Source organism: Streptomyces avidinii, from assembly GCF_045161815.1.
Classification (GTDB): domain Bacteria; phylum Actinomycetota; class Actinomycetes; order Streptomycetales; family Streptomycetaceae; genus Streptomyces; species Streptomyces avidinii.
The window spans coordinates 5,971,765-5,989,328 of record NZ_CP108863.1 but is presented as its reverse complement, the minus strand read 5'-3'; the positions used below and the strand labels follow the sequence as shown (position 1 = coordinate 5,989,328).

Sequence of the window (17,564 nt, the reverse complement as noted above, 5' to 3'; positions counted from 1 at the left end):
CCGCTGCAGGCATGCTCTGCGACCGCGGCACCACGAGACGACCGAGACCGAGAAGGACACCTGAGACGTGAACATCCGCTCCCTCACTCGAGGCGACGGCGTGGTGATCGGAGCAGCGGCGCTGCTGTTCATCGCCTCGTTCCTCGATTTCTATTCCGCCACCGGTGTGGACATGCCCAGCGCGTGGAACGCCGACGGCTCCCTGGTGCTCCCCAGCGTCTTCCTGATCGGCTTCATCGCCGCGGGCCTGCTGATCGCCGCCCGCTTCCAGCCGGAGACCCGCAAGGTCCTCGGTCTGCCGCTGTCGGCGTGGGGCACCGTGCTCACCGTGTCGGCCGCCTGGTCCGCGCTGTGGTCACTGATCAAGTGCCCGGACCTGCTCGACCTGGGCGCGGGCTCCATCCTCGCCTTCCTCGCCACGCTGGTCCTGGCCGGTGTGGCCGTGGCCGGCGTGAAGATCCCGGCGCTGGCCGGGCAGCTGGTGCCGGAGCCGAAGCCGGCCGCCGTCCCGCCGTACGCGGGCCAGCCGGGCCAGCCGCAGCCGGGTGCCGGGTACGGCTACCCGGGCGCGCAGCAGACCCCGTACGGGTCCACCCCGCAGCCGGTCCCGGCGTACGGCGGTACGCCGAACCCGACGCCGGGTCCGCAGGACTCCCAGCAGACCCCGGCCCCGGCCCCGGCGGCGGACTTCACGCCGTTCTGGTTCGCGGTCCCGGTGGCCCGTCCGCTCTACGGGGAGGACGGCTCCCCGTCGCCGATCGCCGAGCTCGCGCCCGGCACCTGGTACCTGGCCGTCGAGCAGCGTGGCGCGGCCACCCTGATCGCCCAGACCCAGGACGGACGTCGCGGCGTCCTGAACGACACCTCGGGCATCCAGCGCGGCTGACGCGCCCCGGACCCGGCCGACGGCCCCCCGCCCTTCCGGGCGGGGGGCCGTTGCCCTACAGTCACCTGACGCCTCGTCAGATTCTGAAGGGACCGCAGATGCGCCTCGGACTCGCACTCGGCTACTGGGGCCGCGGGCCCGGCCCCGCCCACCTCGACCTCGCCACCGAGGCCGAGAACCTCGGCTACCACTCGGTGTGGACGGCCGAGGCCTGGGGATCGGACGCCTTCACCCCGCTGACCTGGATCGCCGCGCACACCTCGCGGATCCGCCTCGGTACGGCCATCGCCCAGATGGCCGCCCGCACCCCGACCGCCACCGCCATGCACGCCCTGACCCTGGACCACCTCTCCGGCGGCCGGATGATGCTCGGCCTCGGCCTGTCCGGGCCGCAGGTGGTCGAGGGCTGGTACGGGCGCCCCTTCCCCGCCAGCCCGCTCACGGCCACCCGCGAGTACGTGGACGTCATCCGCCAGGTACTGCGCCGCGAGGCCCCGGTGGAACTGGACGGCCGCTTCCACAGCCACCCGTACCGCGGCGCCGACGGCACCGGCATCGGCAAACCGCTGAAGCCCATCACCCACCCGCTCCGCGCGGACCTGCCGCTCCTCCTCGGCGCGGAGGGCCCGAAGAACATCGCCCAGACCACCCGCATCGCGGACGGCTGGCTGCCCCTGTACTGGTCGCCGACCCGCACGGACGTCTACCGGGCCTCACTCACCGACCTCCCCGACGGCTTCATGATCGCGCCGATGGCCCGCGCGAAGGTCTGCGACGACGTCGCGGAGGGGCTGCTGCCGGTCAAGGCGATGCTCGGCTTCTACATCGGCGGCATGGGCCACGCGGCCCGCAACTTCCACGCCGACCTGATGGCCCGCATGGGGTACGAGGAGGAGGCCCGCCGCATCCAGGAGCTGTTCCTCGCGGGCCGCAAGGAGGAGGCGGTCCTGGCCGTGCCGGACGCGTTCGCCGACGAGATCTCCCTCGTCGGCCCCCGGGAACGCATCGCCGAACGCCTGGAACTCTGGCGCAAGGGCCCGGTGACCGACCTCCTCCTCACCGCCCCGGACCCGCACACGCTGCGCGTCCTGGCGGAACTCAACAGCTAGGGGTCCGCCGTCTACGGGGTGTCCGGCTCCGCCTGCGGCACCGCGGCCAGCAGTTCCCGGACGTCCAGCGGCATGACGGCGATCTCGATGCTGCCGCCGCGGTCGCCGTCGTAGGCGCAGGTGACGATGCGCGAGCCGGGATGGATGGAGATCCCCTCCTTCACGGAGGGCATCCGCACGCCGGTGGCCCGGCCGCCGGGCAACTCCACGGTCTCCCCGCGCTGCGGGACCCACCGGGCCGCGCCGTCCTCGGCGTACACCCGCCCGGGCCGCCATCGGCCCTCGCCGGCCGGGATCCGGACCATGCACGGAATCCCGGGTACGGGCCCGGCCGCCACCCGCGCACGATGCTTGCGCCGCAGCAGCCACCCGGCCCCGACGACGCCGAGCCCGACCACCACGATCTCGATCACCCACCCATTGAACCAGTCCGGGGTGCGGTTCCCCCTCCGGGTGCGGCCCGGTGGCCGCGCCTCAAACGCCGGCGGGGCTGGGTGGTGCCGCCCGGGCGGGGTCGGGTCCGGGGGTGGGGGCGCGGCGCCGCCGGCGGGTGTCTCCTCGGCTCGCGCCTGCGGGGATGTCCCGGCCGTACGGGGTGGTTGCGCGCTCGTCCTGCGGGGACACCCCCCACCGTCGCCACACCCCCACCCCGGCAGACCTACCCAGGGGCCGTGGGGCGGTGACACTCCGGGGGCTCCCCGCAGGACGAGCGCGCAACCCGGGCCGTACGGCAGAACCACCGCCGCAGGCGCGAGCCGAGGAGAGCCCCCGGAGGGGCACCGCCCCACCCGAAGCCAAACCCAGCCCCGCCGGCGATTGAGGCGCGGCCACCGGGCCGCACCCGGGACCCGGGACGCGCTAACCGCCCAGCTGCGACGCGCTCGGGACCTTGTCCGTCACCGTCGCACCCGCGCTCTGGCCCGCTTCCTTCACGCTGTTGATGACGCTGTCGAACGCGTCGATGTCACCGTCACCCGCCTGCCCCTTGCGGAGCTTGCTCCCCAGCCCCTTCAGGGACTCGATGCCCGCCGCGAGCGGGGCCACCGCCTTCGCCAGCAGCGGGTCGCCCTTCGCGTTCTGGGTCGCCGCCTTCAGCCGGTTGTACGCGAACGCACCCGCGAGCCCCGCCTTGATCAGCGCGAAGGTGCGCCCCTTGGCGCCCTTCTTGAACTTGCCCGCGCGGTACGGCTTCACGACCCACTGGTACGTCGCACCGGCCGCCAGGCTCGCGTTGGCGACGAAGCGGGTCTTGGCGAACTTCTGCTTCTCGGCGGACGTGCTGGGCGACGGCGTCACCGCGGCCAGTTCGTCGGCCTCGGCGGCGACGGGCTCCGCCGCCGCCAGGGCGGCCAGCTCCCCCATCGACGCGGCGGAGAGCTCCTCGCGCGGGCCGCTGCCGCCACTGCCGCATGCGGTGGCGCCGACCATCAGCGCGGTGGACAGGACCACCGCCGTGACGGCGCGTCGGAATCGGACGGTCGTGGGTACGGGCACGGTTTCCCTCCGGGGACTGAGGCGTCCTCCGCAGCCTCACCCCCGTCCCCCGGCCCCGCCACCGGGGGAACCCGTTCGGGTTTACGACACGTCAAGGCGGCAACACGCGCCGTATGAGCACTCACACACGAGCACGAACCCGAGGAAGCAGTCAGGCAGGCCGTGCCGTCGCGCTGGTGGCGGACGTGCTCGCCTTCGTCATCGCACTCTGGATCCTGCTCTACTTCCTGGACGCCAACCAGGGCAACTCCCTGGTCGACCTCATCCACGACGTCGCCTCCTGGCTCGCGACCTGGTCCTACGACCTGTTCACCTTCAGCCGTGAATGGGTCCAGGTCGTGATCGGCTACGGCATCGCCGCCGTCACCTACCTCCTCGTCGGCCACGCCATAGCCGGCTGGCTCTACCGCCGCTGACCGCTCAGCCGCAGCAGTCCGGCTCCAGCCCGGCCGGGAGCGAGGCCCCGCCGAACACCTCGGTGGTGGCCTCGTCCCCGCCGAGCGCCGCGACGGCGAGCAGCAGGGACCCCGCGGTCCAGGTGGTCTGCTCGACCGGCCAGACGGCGTCGTCCTGGAACACGTAGCCCGTCCAGTACATGCCGTTGTCCGCGCGCAGGTGCGTGATCGAGCGCAGGATCTCCAGCGCCCGGTCCGACTCCCCCGTCGCCCACAGCGCGAGCGCCAGCTCGCAGGACTCGCCGCCCGTCACCCACGGGTTGGGCAGCACGCAGCGCACGCCCAGGTCCGGGACCACGAACTCGTCCCAGCGCCCGTCGATGCGCGCCTTGGCCTCGGAGCCGGTCAGGGCCCCGCCGAGGACCGGGTAGTACCAGTCCATCGAGTAGTGGTTCTTGTCGAGGAACCGCTCCGGGTGGCGCCGGATGGCGTGCCGCAGCGCGCCCGCCGCGAGCTCCCAGTCGGGCTGCGGCTCCTCGCGGTGCTCGGCGATGGCCAGGGCGCAGCGCAGCGCCTGGTGGATGGAGGAGGAGCCGGTGAGCAGGGCGTCGGTGACGGCCGTGCCGTCCGCCTCCCGCTTCCAGCCGATCTCCCCGCCCGGCTGCTGGAGCGTCAGGACGCACTCCACGGCCGCGTAGACGGCCGGCCACATGCGGTCGAGGAAGGTGTCGTCGCCGGTGGACAGGTAGTGGTGCCACACGCCGACGGCTATGTAGGCGGTGAAGTTGCTCTCGCGGCTCGCGTCCTGCGGCTCGGCGGTGTCCACGCCGTCCGGCCGGTCGGCGTAGGCCGCGTACCAGGAGCCGTCCTGGTTCTGGTGCCGCGCCAGCCACGCGTACGCCCGGTCCGCGGCCTCGTGCTCACCGGCCGCGTCCAGCGCCATCGCGGCCTCGGTGTGGTCCCACGGGTCCAGGTGGTGCCCGCGGAACCACGGTATGGCCCCGTCGGCGCGCTGCGCGGCGAGGATGCCCGCCACCGTCAGGGCGGCCTGCTCGGCCGTCAGTACGCCGTCCAGGACCAGGTGTTCGGTGCGCCCGGGCGAGCTCACTGGGTGGCGCCGACGGGAAGGTGGGGCTTGGTGGCGTAGGCCACGAAGCTCTTGCCGATGAGCGGGTTCAGGGCCTGCTCCGCGAGCCGCGTGGCCATCGGCTTCTTCATGATGTCCCAGACCAGGAGCTTGTGGTACGCCTTGACGGGCAGCGCCTTGTCGTTGTCGACGCCGAAGGCGCACTTGAGCCACCAGTACGGGGAGTGCAGGCCGTGCGCGTGGTGCGTGCCGTACGGCTTGAGGCCCGCGGCCTTCATCTTGCCGAGCAGCTCGTCCGCCTTGTAGATGCGAATGTGGCCGCCCTCGACCTCGTGGTAGGCGTCGGAGAGCGCCCAGCAGATCTTCTCGGGGCCGTAGCGCGGCACGGTGATGGCGATGCGCCCGCCGGGCTTGAGCACGCGGACCATCTCCGCGAGCACGCCCTTGTCGTCGGGGATGTGCTCCATCACCTCGGAGATGATGACGACGTCGAAGGAGTCGTCGGGGAAGGGCAGGGCGAGCGCGTCGCCCTCCATGGCGGTGGCGGTGGCCCCGACCGGGGCCTCACCGGCCTCCTTCATGGCGGCGAACCACTTGGCGACCTCGCGGATCTCCTCGCCGTTGCGGTCGACGGCGACCACCTGGGCGCCTCTCCGGTAGCACTCGAAGGCGTGCCGGCCTGCGCCGCAGCCCAGGTCGAGTACGCGGTCGCCTGCGGCGAGCGGGAACCGGGAGAAATCGACGGTCAGCACGGGGTCCTGCCTTCGCGGTCGCGGGGGTGTTCGGGGGATGGGGAAGAAGCGGGGGAGGCGGAAGGTCAGCGCGCCCGGCGGGTACGGCCGGCGGCGGCCTGCTCGATGGCGGCGCGGTAGTGCGCGACGGTGCCCTCGGCCGCCTTGGCCCAGGTGAACCGGGTCAGGACCCGCTCGCGCCCGGCGGCGCCGAGGCGGGCCCGCAGCTCCGGGTCGCCCAGCAACCGGCCCAGCGCGGCAGCCAGCGCGCCCGCGTCGCCCGGGGGCACCGCGAGGCAGGTCTCGCCGTCGGGTCCGGCGACCTCGGGGATCGCACCGCCGGTGGTGGCGACGAGCGGGGTACCGGTGGCCATGGCTTCGGCCGCCGGGAGCGAGAAGCCTTCGTAGAGGGAGGGCACGCAGGCGATCTGGGCGCTGCGGACGAGGTCGACGAGTTCGGTGTCGGTGATGCCCTTGACGAAGCGGACGGCGTCCTGGAGTCCGTACGTCTCGATGGCGCGGGCGACGGGGCCCTGCTCGGCGCGCTTGCCGACGACGACGAGGTGCGCCTCGGGCTGCTCGGTGCGCAGCTTCGCGAGCGCCTCGACGAGGTACACGAGCCCCTTGAGCGGCACGTCGGCGCTGGAGGTGGTGACGATGCGGCCCGGCACCTCGGCGACGGACGGGTCCGGCGACCAGAGGTCGGTGTCGGCGCCGATGTGCACGACGTGGATGCGCTCGTCGCGGACGCCCAGGTGCTGGGCGATCTCCTGCTGGGAGGACCCGGAGACGGTGAGCACGGACGGCAGGCGGCGGGCCACGCGGCCCTGCATGCGGGTGAAGGCGTACCAGCGGCGCACGGAGGCCCGCTTCACGCGACCGGTCGCGGCGTCGAGGTCGAGCTTGCGGTCGACGGTGATCGGGTGGTGGATCGTGGTGACCAGCGGGGCGCCGAGGTCGGCGAGGAGCCCGTACCCGAGCGTCTGATTGTCGTGGATGACGTCGAAATCACCCGCGCGCGCGGCCAGATGGCGGCGGGCGCGCAGCGAGAAGGTCAGCGGCTCGGGGAAGCCGCCGGTCCACATGGTGGCGACCTCGACGGCGTCGATCCAGTCCCGGTACTCGTCGCGCTTGGGGGTACGGAAGGGGTCGGGGCTGCGGTACAGGTCCAGGCTCGGGAGCTCGGTGAGCGAGGCGCCCGTGTCGAGCACCGGGTAGGGCTGCGCGCCGATGACCTCGACGGAGTGCCCCAGCTGTACGAGCTCGCGCGAGAGGTGGCGGACGTAGACGCCCTGGCCGCCGCAGAACGGGTTCCCCTTATAGGTGAGGAGTGCGATACGCAGCGGGCGATCGCCGTCGGCGGCGGAACCCGCGAAAGGGCTCGTCACCATGGCCTCAGCGGTCACTCTCGGCCCCCTTCTCACTGCAACTTTCGCCGGAGCGTAACCGCTCGGATAATGTAGAACAAGTTTCAGACTTGATCCGTTGAGACCATTGAATCTACCGGCCGGAAACTACACCGTAAGAGGCGGAGCAGGTGATTCGCGCCACGGCTCCGGCGCCTGCGATGCTGACTGCGGACCAGCCCGGATTCAGCCCGCGCAACGACACGGAACGGGACACATGACAGCGGAAGTGAAGGCCGTCACCACACCGGCGTCGCCTCCCCTGACGGAGCGCCAGGAAGCGCGCCGCCGCCGGATCCTGCACGCCAGCGCCCAGCTGGCCAGCCGGGGCGGTTTCGACGCGGTCCAGATGCGCGAGGTCGCGGAGGCGGCGGGCGTGGCGCTGGGCACGCTCTACCGTTACTTCCCGTCCAAGGTGCACCTGCTGGTCGCCACCATGCAGGACCAGCTCCAGCACATGCACACCACGCTGCGCAAACGCCCGCCGGCCGGGGACGACCCGGCGGCCCGGGTCGCGGAGACCCTGATGCGCGCCTTCCGCGCCCTCCAGCGGGAGCCGCAGCTGGCCGACGCGATGGTGCGGGCACTGACATTCGCGGACCGGAGCGTGAGCCCCGAGGTGGACACCGTGTCCCGGCTGACCACGGCGATCATCCTGGACGCGATGGGCCTGGAAAAGCCACCGACGGCGGAACAGCTCTCGGCGGTCCGCGTCATCGAGCACACCTGGCACTCGGCCCTGATCACGTGGCTTTCCGGCCGCGCCTCGATCGCCCAGGTCAAGATCGACATCGAAATGGTGTGCCGCCTGATCGACCTGACGTCCCCGGAAAAGGCCTGAACCAGTTGGTGGGGGGCGGGGCCCGGGGCGACGGAGCCCGGGGCGTCGGGGCCCGGGCGGGCGGAGCCGGATCCCGGGGCGGGTGCTCCGGTGGGCGGGGTCCACTCGGGCGGTAGTCAGGGATGCGTATGGGGGTTTCCCGTCAGTCTCATCGTCTCTCCGTGGACCCCGCCCACCGAAGCCGCCCCGAGCAGGTCGCCCCCGCCCACCAACATCCCGCCGCCCGAAGCCCCCCGCCCCCCTACTCCTCTACTCCTCCGGCGGGAAGACCGGCTCCCCCGTCTCCGCCAGGGTGATGAGGATGGCCTCCACCGGGCAGCCCTCCGCCGCCGTCAGGATCGGTTCGTTCGCGTCCGACTCGGCGGTGCGCGGGTGGGACTGGCGTGCCGTGTCCAGGACGAAGCCGTCCGGGGCGTGGTTGACGCACATGCCCGAGCCGATGCAGACCCCGCGGTCCACCTCGACCTGCCAGCGGTCACCCATCAGGCACCCGCCTCGTAGCCCGCCGGGAGGTGGATCATCTTGTGCTCCAGGTACTCGCTCAGGCCCTCCGGGCCGAACTCCCGCCCCACACCGCTGTTCTTGTAGCCGCCGAACGGCCCCAGCATGTCCAGGCTGAAGGTGTTCACGTTGAAGGTGCCGGTGCGGATCTGCCGGGCGAAGTCGATGCCGTGCTCGACGTCGCCGGTCCAGACGCTGCCGCTGAGGCCGAACTCCGAGTCGTTGGCCACCCGTACCGCCTCCGCCTCGTCCCCGTACGGGATCAGGCAGACGACCGGGCCGAAGATCTCCTCGCGCGCGATCCGCATGGAGTTGTCCACGTCCCCGAAGAGGGTGGGCTCCACGTACCAGCCGCGGTCCAGGCCCGCCGGGCGGCCGCCGCCCGAAAGGACCTTCGCGCCCTCCTCCTGCCCGATCCGGATGTAGTCCAGGGAGCGCTGCTGCTGCCGCTGGGCCACCAGCGGGCCGAGCTGGGTCGCCGGGTCGAGCGGGTCGCCGACCACCAGCGCGCCGGCCGCCGCCGCGAGGGCCTCGGCCACCTCCTCGTACCGGCTGCGGGGGGCGAGGATGCGGGTCTGGGCCACGCACGCCTGGCCGTTGTTCATCCAGGCCGCGGGCACGATCCCGGCGACCGCGGTCGCCACGTCCGCGTCCGGGAGGACCACGGCCGCCGACTTGCCGCCGAGTTCGAGGGTGACGCGGGTGAGGTTGCGCGCGGCGACCTCCATCACGCGCCTGCCGGCCGCGACCGAGCCGGTGAAGGCGACCTTGTCGATGCCGGGGTGGCCGACCAGGTACTCGCTGACCTCCCGGTCGGCGGGCAGGATCGACAGCACGCCCTCGGGGAGTCCGGCCTCGCGCGCGATGTCGGCGAGGATGTAGGAGTCCAGCGGCGCCTCGGGCGACGGCTTGAGGATCACCGTCGAACCCGTCAGGAGCGCCGGCGCCAGCTTGGCCGCCGCCACGAACTGCGGGACGTTCCACGGGATGACGGCGGCGACCACGCCCACCGGCTCCCGGCGCACCAGGATCGGGCCGAGCACGCCCTGGCGGTGCTCCTCGTACGGGTAGGCGCGGGCGACCGTGATCGCGGCGTCGTAGACCATCATCGGGCCGAGCGCCTGGGCGAGGACGCTCCAGGAGTACGGGGAGCCGTTCTGGGAGCTGATGGACCGGGCTATCTCCTCGTGCCGGACGGCGATGGCGTCCTTGATCCGGGAGACGACGGCGATCCGCTCGTCCAGGGTCATCCGCGGCCAGGGCCCCTCGTCGAACGCCTTGCGCGCGACGGCGACGGCGCGGTCGACGTCCGCCTTCGAGGCGTGCGGGACGGAGCCGATGACCTGCTCGGTGTGGGGGGAGACGATCCGGATCGTGTCGGTGCCCAGCGGATCCGTCCACTCCCCGCCGATGAACAGTTTTCCGTGTTCCACGAGCTCGGTCATGGCTGAGGCCTCCTGCGGCTTGCCCTGCGGCTTGGCGTTCCAGAACTGATACCAGTTCTAGTTAGAGGAGTCCACGGCCAGGACGGAACAGCGAAGAAGATCGAACGCCTAGTCAGGAAGCCGGGAAAGTGGTCGACTTGGGCTACTACTGAAACACGTTCTCATCCGAGGGCGGCGACAGGGGGAGGACACATGACGGAGGACACGCCACAGGCCGCGGAGGACACCTCACAGGCCGCGCCACCCACCACCGAGGACACGCCACAGGTCACCGATCACGGCGGAGGCGTGTGGGCCATCAAGGTCCCCATCCCGGACAACCCCCTCGGCCACACCCTCGTCCACGTCCTCGACACCGACCGCGGCCCGGTCCTCATCGACACCGGCTGGGACGACCCCGCCTCCTGGGACACCCTCGTCGCCGGCCTCGCCGCGCTCGGAACCGGCGTCGCCGACGTCCACGGCGTCGTCATCACCCACCACCACCCCGACCACCACGGCCTCTCCGGCCGGGTCCGCGAGGCCTCCGGTGCCTGGATCGCCATGCACGCCGCCGACACCGAGGTCGTCGTACGGACCCGCGCCTCCGAGCCCGGCGTCTGGTTCGACTACATGAGCGACAAGCTCGCCGCCGCCGGAGCCCCCGAGGAACACATCGCCCCGCTGCGCGCCGCCCGCGCGAGCGGCCGCATGCGGACCCTGCCCGGCCTGCGCGCCGCCGTCCCCGACCGGGAGATCGTCCCCGCCGAGCTGCTCCCCCTCGCCGGGCGCCGGCTGCGCGCGATCTGGACCCCCGGCCACACCCCCGGCCACGTCTGCCTGCACCTGGAGGAACAGCACCCGGCGCACCTCCCCGGCAACGGCCGCCTCTTCTCCGGGGACCACCTGCTGCCCGGGATCTCCCCGCACATCGGCCTGTACGAGGCCCCGGAGGACACCCGCGTCACCGACCCCCTCGGCGACTACCTCGACTCCCTCGAACGCATCGGCCGGCTCGGCCCCGCCGAGGTGCTCCCCGCCCACCAGCACGCCTTCACCGACGCACCCGCCCGCGTACGGGAGCTCCTCGACCACCACGAGGAACGCCTCGCCGGGCTCCGGGCGCTGCTGGCCGAGCCGCTGACCCCGTGGGGCCTGGCCGAGCGGATGGAGTGGAACCGGCCCTGGGAGCAGATTCCGTACGGCTCCCGCAATATCGCCGTCTCGGAAGCCGAGGCCCACCTGCGGCGGCTGGTCAAGCAGGGCCATGCCGAGGCGGTGCCGGGCACGGACCCGGTGACGTACCGGGCCCTGTAAGGGGCGCCCGGCCCCTGCGCCCCGGAGCCCGCCGGTTACGGGCCGGTAGAGTGAACCTGTCGTCCACACCTCTGTACGGGGGGAAGCCGGTGCAATTCCGGCGCTGACCCGCAACCGTGACCCACACCCGGCACCGCCCGGGCGGGGAGCCGGAATGCCCCGTACCTGAGGTGCGCGGCTCGTGCCGCCGGAGCCCCCGGCGGCCGGCACCGTCGAGGTAAACGGAGCCGGAGCCCGGTGCCTGTGCGTGCCTGCTGCCGGTTTCCCCGTACGAGAGGCACCCGCTCCCCATGAACGTCCGCCGCAGCGCAGCCGTGCTCGCCGCCTCCGCCGTGCTCTGCGTGGGCGCCGCCCCCGCAGCCCTCGCCGACACCGCGCCGCCCGCCTCCCCCTCCGCGCCGCCGGTCGTCCCCGCCGGTCTCTACGGCAAGAACGACCCCACCTACGACGGCGTGTGGCGGCAGTCCTTCGCGCTGCTCGCCCAGCACACGGTCGGCGTCAAGCCCTCCGTCAAGGCCGTGGTCTGGCTGGCCGCCCAGCAGTGCGACAACGGCGGCTTCGCCTCCTTCCGCCCGAACGCCGCTCTGGCGTGCGATGCGCAGACGATGTACGACACGAACGCCACCGCGGCGGCCGTGCAGGCGATGCAGGCCCTCGGCGGCCAGGACCCGGCCGTCAGGAAGAGCGTGGACTGGCTGAAGTCCGTCCAGAACGAGGACGGCGGCTGGAGCTACGTCCCCGGCTCCCCCAGCGACGCCAACTCCACCGCCGTGGTGATCAGCGCGCTGGCCGTGGCGGGCGAGAAGCCGGCCGAGGTCAAGTCCAAGGCGGGCAAGTCCGCGTACGACGGCCTGCTCCCCTTCCAGCTGGGCTGCACCGCCGAGCCGGCCGCCGACCGCGGCGCCTTCGCCTACCAGCCGGCCGACGGCAAGCTCGTCGCCAACGCCGACGCCACGGCCGCCGCGGCCCTGGCCGGCCTCGGCAAGGGCGCGGCCGTCGTCCCCGCCGCCGAGAACACCCCCGCCGCCCCGCTGGCCTGCCCGGCCGCGAACGCCGCCGACCCGGTGGCCGCCGCCCAGGGCGCGGCCGGTTACCTGGCCGAGGCCCTCAAGAAGGACGGCCACCTCACGGCCGTCACCCCGGGCGCGGACCAGCCCACCCCGGACACCGGCAACACCGCCGACGCCGTACTGGCCCTGGCCGCCGCCGGGCACAAGGAGTCGGCCGCGGGCGCGCTGGAGTGGCTGAAGGCCAACTCCGCCGAGTGGGCGAAGGGCAGCCCGGCCGCCCTGGGCACGCTGGTGCTGGCCGCGCACGCCACCGGCACCGACCCGAAGTCCTTCGGTGGCACCGACCTGGTCGCCGCGCTGAACGCGACCGGCCCGGCCCCGCAGGGCGCGGACACCGAAGCGACCTCGGTGGACAGCGAGAAGGACAAGCCCTCCGGCGGCCAGAACGTCTGGTGGATCGTCGGTGCGGGCGCCGCGGCCGGTATCGGCATCGGCATCCTGCTGAGCGGCCGCCGGAAGAAGAACCAGTCCTGATGCGCCGCCGCCTGCCCGCCGTGGCCCTCGCTCTCGGGATCGCCCTGGCCCTGCTGGCCGCCACTCCGGCGCTGGCGGCCGGCTACCGCTACTGGTCGTTCTGGGACGGCGCGGCGGGCGGCCAGTGGTCGTACGCCACGCAGGGCCCGTCGATGGCCCGCCCGGCGGACGGCGCCGTCCAGGGCTTCCGCTTCTCGGTGAGCAAGGACGCGGCGGCGCAGGCGGCCCAGCCGCGCACGGCGGCCGACTTCGAGGCCGTCTGCGGGGCCACCGCCCCGGCGGAGGGCCGCAAGCGGGTGGCGCTCGTCATCGACTTCGGCGTCCCGGCCGACGCCCCGGCGGGCGACACCCCGCCCGAGGCCGCCGCGCGCACGGCCTGCGCGCAGGTGGCTCCGGACGCCACGACGGCCGAGGCGCTGGCCTCGGTCGCCAAGCCGCTGCGCTACAACAGCGCGGCGCTGCTGTGCGCGATCTCCGGCTACCCGAAGCAGGGTTGCGGCGACCAGGTCGCGGACGGCGCGGCAGCGCCCGGACCCTCCGCTCCGGCGCGGTCCTCCGCGGCGGAGTCGGGCGGCGGCCCGTCGGCGGGCCTGCTGGCCGGCATCGCCGCGGTGGCCGTCCTGGCCGCCGCCGGCATCTGGCAATCCCGCCGCCGCACGCGATGACTCCCCCGGTCGATCCCCGGCCCGGATCCGGGCCGACCCCGCCGGCGGACGGCGACGCCCGTCCGCCGGCCGGCGGAGCCTCGCCCGACGGCGCAATCCGGGACGTCGTGGTCCCGGACGTCGTGGTCCCGGCGGACGGCGACGCCCGGCGGGCTGCCCGCGAACCGGCACGCGGCGGCGCAAAGGCCGCGCCCCGCCGGAATCCGGCCGCCACGACGCAGGACGTGCCGCACCCGGCGCCCCCTCCCGGCGGTGCCCGCCCCCGGCCACGGCGGCCCGCCCCCACCGGAGCCGCACCCGGCGACGTGACACCGGCCCGCCGGAGTCCGGCCGCGGCGCAGGCCGCCCCGCGCCGGTCGACGTACGAAAGGTGGAAGCCCCCGCAGGCCGGCCGGGCCACCGCCCTGCACGCGGGGGCCTGGTGGCTGTGGGCCCTCGGCCTCGCCACCGCCGCCTCCCGCACCACCAACCCGCTCCTCCTCGGGCTGATCATCGGCGTCGCCGGGTACGTGGTCGCGGCGCGCCGCACCGACGCACCCTGGGCCCGTTCCTACGGCGCCTTCCTCAAGCTCGGCTTCTTCGTCATCGGCCTGCGCCTGCTCTTCTCCATGCTCCTCGGCTCCCCCATCCCCGGCTCCCACCTGCTGTTCACCCTCCCGGAGATCCCGCTCCCGGCCTGGGCCCAGGGCATCCGCTTCGGCGGCCGGGTCACCGCCGAGCAGCTCGTCTTCGCCTTCTACGACGGCCTGAAGCTGGCCACCCTCCTGGTGTGCGTCGGCGCCGCGAACGCCCTGGCCAATCCGGCGCGGCTGCTGAAGTCCCTCCCGGCCGCCCTGTACGAGGCCGGGGTCGCCGTCGTCGTCGCCATGACCTTCGCGCCGAACATGGTCGCCGACGTCGTCCGCCTGCGGACCGCCCGCAGGCTGCGCGGCCGCCCCACCGGCGGGGTGAAGGCGATCCTCCAGATCGGCCTGCCGGTCCTGGAGGGCGCCCTGGAACGCTCCGTCGCCATCGCCGCGTCGATGGACGCGCGTGGCTACGGCCGCACGGCCGAGGTCCCGCCCGCCGTCCGGCACACCACCAACGCCCTCACCCTCGGCGGCCTCCTCGGCATGTGCGCGGGCACGTACGGCCTGCTCGCCGCGCAGGGCGCCGCGTACGGGCTGCCCTTGCTCGGCATCGGCGCCGCCCTGGCCGTCGCGGGCCTGCGCCTGGGCGGCCGCCGGTCGGTGCGCACCCGCTACCGGCCGGACCGCTGGGGTCCGCGCGCCTGGCTGGTCGCCGGTTCGGGCGCGGCCGTCGCCGCCCTGCTGATCCACGCCGGCTCCGTCGACCCGGCCGCCCTGCACCCGGGCGTGGTCCCGCTGGCGGCCCCCACGCTCCCGCTGTGGCCGGCGGCCGCGATCCTGATCGGCCTGCTGCCCGCCTTCGTGGCACCCGTACCGCCCAAGGAGGCGTCGCAGTGATCCGCTTCGAGCAGGTGTCGGTCACCTACGAGGGCGCGGCCGGCCCGTCCCTGCGGGACGTCGACCTGGAGATCCCCGAGGGGGAGCTGACGCTGCTGGTCGGCCCGTCGGGCGTCGGCAAGTCCACCCTGCTGGGGACGGTCTCCGGCCTGGTCCCGCACTTCACGGGCGGCACTCTGCGCGGCCGGGTCACGGTTGCCGGCCGCGACACGCGCACCCACAAGCCGCGCGAACTCGCGGACGTGGTGGGCACGGTCGGCCAGGACCCGCTCGCGCACTTCGTGACGGACACGGTGGAGGACGAGCTCGCCTACGGCATGGAGTCCCTGGGCCTGCCACCTGCGGTGATGCGCCGCCGGGTGGAGGAGACCCTGGACCTGCTGGGCCTGAACGAGCTGCGCGACCGGCCGATCGCCACACTGTCCGGCGGCCAGCAGCAGCGGGTCGCCATCGGCTCGGTCCTCACCCCGCACCCGAAGGTGCTGGTGCTGGACGAGCCGACGTCCGCGCTCGACCCGGCGGCGGCGGAGGATGTCCTCGCGGTCCTCCAGCGCCTGGTCCACGACCTGGGGACGACCGTGCTGATGGCGGAGCACCGCCTGGAGCGGGTCGTCCAGTACGCCGACCGTGTCCTGCTCCTGCCGTCGCCGGGCGCGGCCCCGGTCATCGGCGGCCCGGCGGAGATCATGGCCGTCTCCCCGGTCCACCCGCCGGTGGTCTCCCTGGGCCGTCTCGCAGGCTGGTCCCCGCTCCCCCTCTCGGTCCGCGACGCCCGCCGCCGATCCGCTCCGCTGGTGGCCCGACTGTCCGCTGCGGCCGGCCCGGCAGATCCAGCCACACCGGCGCGCCCGGCAGATCCGGCCCCGCCGACGCTCGAGGCAAATCCAGCCTCGCCGGCGTTTGAGGCGCGGGGGTCCGGGGGCGGAGCCCCCGTTGCCGAAGCCCCCGGGCTCCTCGCGCGCCTGCTCCGCCGCGGCAGGCCGACCCCCGCCGCAGCCACCCGCACGGCCCCCGCCGAGGTCCGCGACCTCTCCGTCCGCCGCGGCCGCGTTCAGGCCCTGCACGAAGTCACCCTCACCGTCTCCCCCGGCGAGACCATCGCCCTCATGGGCCGCAACGGCGCCGGCAAGTCCACCCTGCTCTCCACCCTCGTCGGTACGGTCACCCCCACCACCGGCGAGGTGACCGTCGGCGGCCGCACCCCCCACCGCACGCCCCCGCCCGAGATGGTGCGCCGCGTCGGCCTCGTCCCTCAGGAACCCCGCGACCTCCTCTACGCCGACACGGTCGCCGCCGAGTGCGCCGCCGCCGACTCCGACGCCGCCGCGGCCCCCGGCACCTGCCGCGCTCTCGTCTCCGCGCTGCTTCCGGATGTCCCCGACGACATCCACCCGCGCGATCTCTCCGAGGGCCAGCGCCTGGCCCTCGCCCTGTCGCTGGTCCTCACCGGCCGCCCGGCCCTGCTGCTCCTCGACGAGCCGACCCGCGGCCTGGACTACGCCGCCAAGGTCCGCCTGATCGAGATCCTGCGCGGCCTGGCCGCCGAGGGCCACGCCATCGTCCTGGCCACCCATGACGTGGAGCTCGCCGCCGAGCTGGCCCACCGCGTGGTGATCCTGGCCGGCGGCGAGGTCGTCGCGGACGGTCCGACCGCCGAGGTCGTCGTCTCCTCCCCCGCCTTCGCGCCGCAGGTGGCGAAGGTCCTGGCGCCGGGCCACTGGCTCACCGTGGCCCAGGTCGCCGAGGCCCTCAAGGCGGCGGAAGCCCGATGACCCGCCCCGCTCGCTCCTCCCGCCCCGCCGGCACCGCGCGCCCCGTCCGCGTCGGCCCCCGCGCCGCCATCGCCCTGGTCCTCGTCACCCTCATCGGCATCGCGGCCTTCGGCTGGCCGCTGCTCGCCGACCGGCAGTCGGGCCTCGCCCACTCCCAGGACGCCCCCTGGCTCTTCGCCGCGCTCCTCCCGCTCCTGGTGGCGGTCGTCGTGGCGACCATCGCCGACAACGGCATGGACGCCAAGGCGGTGGCGATGCTCGGTGTACTGGCCGCCGTCGGGGCGGCGCTGAGACCGCTGGGCGCGGGCACGGCCGGGCTGGAGCCGATGTTCTTCCTGCTGGTGCTCAGCGGGCGGGTGCTCGGCCCCGGCTTCGGTTTCGTCCTGGGCTCGGTGACGATGTTCGCCTCCGCCCTGCTGACGGGCGGGGTCGGGCCGTGGATGCCGTTCCAGATGCTGGCCATGGGCTGGTTCGCGCTGGGGGCGGGGCTGCTGCCGGGCCCTGAGCGGATCCGGGGGCGGGCGGAGCTGCTGATGCTGGCGGCGTACGGCTTCGTGGGCTCGTTCGCGTACGGCACGGTCATGAATCTGCAGGGCTGGGTGATCCTGCAGGGCATGGGGCAGGGCATCTCCTTCCGCCCGGGGGAGCCGGTGGCCGCGAATCTGGCGCGGTTCGTCGCCTACTGCCTGGCGACGTCGGTGGGCTGGGACCTGGGCCGGGCCGTGCTGACGGTCGTCCTGACACTCACGCTCGGGGCGACCCTGCTGAAGGCGCTGCGCCGGGCGACCCGCAAAGCTGCCTTCGACGCCCCCGTCTCCTTCGATCCGGGGGTCGAGACCGCGCACGAACCGGCCCCTCAAAGGCAGACAAACGCACACACAAATACAGATACGGGCGACTGCGGAGGGTGACATCCGGGCCCTCCC

Annotated in this window: 17 protein-coding genes and 1 riboswitch; of the genes, 10 read left to right on the top strand and 7 right to left on the bottom strand. The window is 73.9% G+C overall.

The genetic code is table 11. The features are described 5' to 3' along the window. Positions 1-67 precede the first annotated feature (67 nt). Positions 68-886, top strand: coding sequence for a hypothetical protein (locus OG373_RS26950; RefSeq protein WP_405440840.1), 819 nt, complete (start codon positions 68-70; stop codon positions 884-886). Positions 887-984: 98 nt separating this feature from the next. After that, on the top strand, positions 985-1,995 hold the full coding sequence (locus OG373_RS26945) for an LLM class F420-dependent oxidoreductase (RefSeq protein ID WP_405440838.1): 1,011 nt from the start codon (positions 985-987) through the stop codon (positions 1,993-1,995). Between the two features lie 11 nt (positions 1,996-2,006). Here OG373_RS26945 and OG373_RS26940 read toward each other — a convergent pair whose 3' ends face one another. After that, positions 2,007-2,408, bottom strand: a complete 402-nt coding sequence (locus OG373_RS26940; RefSeq protein WP_397728535.1) for a hypothetical protein — start codon at positions 2,406-2,408, stop codon at positions 2,007-2,009. A 445-nt stretch (positions 2,409-2,853) separates the two neighbouring features. Then, the gene (locus OG373_RS26935) at positions 2,854-3,423 is read right to left on the bottom strand and encodes a hypothetical protein (protein ID WP_405444215.1); all 570 of its coding nucleotides are present in this window, start codon (positions 3,421-3,423) and stop codon (positions 2,854-2,856) included. Between the two features lie 242 nt (positions 3,424-3,665). On the opposite strand from OG373_RS26935, the gene OG373_RS26930 reads away from it, so the two are divergent. Next, the gene (locus OG373_RS26930) at positions 3,666-3,905 is read left to right on the top strand and encodes a hypothetical protein (RefSeq protein WP_365484720.1); all 240 of its coding nucleotides are present in this window, start codon (positions 3,666-3,668) and stop codon (positions 3,903-3,905) included. A gap of 4 nt (positions 3,906-3,909) precedes the next feature. Here OG373_RS26930 and OG373_RS26925 read toward each other — a convergent pair whose 3' ends face one another. From OG373_RS26925 to OG373_RS26915, 3 genes are all read right to left on the bottom strand, one after another. Continuing rightward, entirely contained in the window at positions 3,910-4,992 is a 1,083-nt protein-coding gene (locus OG373_RS26925; RefSeq protein WP_397728538.1) for a prenyltransferase, read from the bottom strand. Further along, on the bottom strand, positions 4,989-5,723 hold the full coding sequence (locus OG373_RS26920) for a class I SAM-dependent methyltransferase (RefSeq protein ID WP_189963912.1): 735 nt from the start codon (positions 5,721-5,723) through the stop codon (positions 4,989-4,991). Before OG373_RS26920 ends, OG373_RS26925 begins: the two co-directional genes overlap by 4 nt. A 65-nt stretch (positions 5,724-5,788) precedes the next feature. Beyond that, positions 5,789-7,108: a glycosyltransferase family 4 protein gene (locus tag OG373_RS26915; RefSeq protein WP_405440836.1), complete on the bottom strand. Its 1,320-nt coding sequence runs from the start codon at positions 7,106-7,108 to the stop codon at positions 5,789-5,791. Positions 7,109-7,325: 217 nt separating this feature from the next. Between OG373_RS26915 and OG373_RS26910 the strand changes: the two genes are divergently transcribed. Next, positions 7,326-7,949 (top strand): TetR family transcriptional regulator, encoded by a 624-nt coding sequence (locus tag OG373_RS26910; RefSeq protein ID WP_397728544.1) that lies wholly within the window; start codon positions 7,326-7,328, stop codon positions 7,947-7,949. Positions 7,950-8,198: 249 nt separating this feature from the next. Here OG373_RS26910 and OG373_RS26905 read toward each other — a convergent pair whose 3' ends face one another. Together OG373_RS26905 and OG373_RS26900 are read right to left on the bottom strand one after the other, a co-directional pair. Next, positions 8,199-8,432 carry a ferredoxin gene (locus OG373_RS26905; protein ID WP_397728546.1) on the bottom strand — a complete coding sequence of 78 codons (234 nt, stop codon included), beginning with the start codon at positions 8,430-8,432 and terminating at the stop codon, positions 8,199-8,201. Then, positions 8,432-9,895, bottom strand: coding sequence for an aldehyde dehydrogenase (locus OG373_RS26900; protein ID WP_405440835.1), 1,464 nt, complete (start codon positions 9,893-9,895; stop codon positions 8,432-8,434). The genes OG373_RS26905 and OG373_RS26900 overlap by 1 nt, the downstream gene beginning before the upstream one ends. Before the next feature lie 192 nt (positions 9,896-10,087). Between OG373_RS26900 and OG373_RS26895 the strand changes: the two genes are divergently transcribed. From OG373_RS26895 to OG373_RS26870, 6 genes are all read left to right on the top strand, one after another. Then, complete coding sequence (locus OG373_RS26895; protein WP_405440834.1) at positions 10,088-11,191, top strand: MBL fold metallo-hydrolase; 1,104 nt, start codon at positions 10,088-10,090, stop codon at positions 11,189-11,191. Between the two features lie 79 nt (positions 11,192-11,270). After that, positions 11,271-11,351, top strand: a riboswitch (cobalamin riboswitch). A gap of 130 nt (positions 11,352-11,481) precedes the next feature. Next, a complete protein-coding gene (locus tag OG373_RS26890; RefSeq protein WP_405440833.1) occupies positions 11,482-12,735 on the top strand; it encodes a prenyltransferase/squalene oxidase repeat-containing protein in 1,254 nt (417 codons plus the stop codon). Further along, positions 12,735-13,400 carry an SCO2322 family protein gene (locus OG373_RS26885; protein WP_405440832.1) on the top strand — a complete coding sequence of 222 codons (666 nt, stop codon included), beginning with the start codon at positions 12,735-12,737 and terminating at the stop codon, positions 13,398-13,400. Before OG373_RS26890 ends, OG373_RS26885 begins: the two co-directional genes overlap by 1 nt. A gap of 305 nt (positions 13,401-13,705) precedes the next feature. After that, on the top strand, positions 13,706-14,866 hold the full coding sequence (locus OG373_RS26880; RefSeq protein ID WP_405440831.1) for an energy-coupling factor transporter transmembrane component T: 1,161 nt from the start codon (positions 13,706-13,708) through the stop codon (positions 14,864-14,866). Then, entirely contained in the window at positions 14,863-16,638 is a 1,776-nt protein-coding gene (locus tag OG373_RS26875) for an ABC transporter ATP-binding protein (protein ID WP_405440829.1), read from the top strand. Before OG373_RS26880 ends, OG373_RS26875 begins: the two co-directional genes overlap by 4 nt. Continuing rightward, positions 16,635-17,549 carry an ECF transporter S component gene (locus tag OG373_RS26870; RefSeq protein WP_405440828.1) on the top strand — a complete coding sequence of 305 codons (915 nt, stop codon included), beginning with the start codon at positions 16,635-16,637 and terminating at the stop codon, positions 17,547-17,549. Before OG373_RS26875 ends, OG373_RS26870 begins: the two co-directional genes overlap by 4 nt. Positions 17,550-17,564 lie beyond the last annotated feature (15 nt).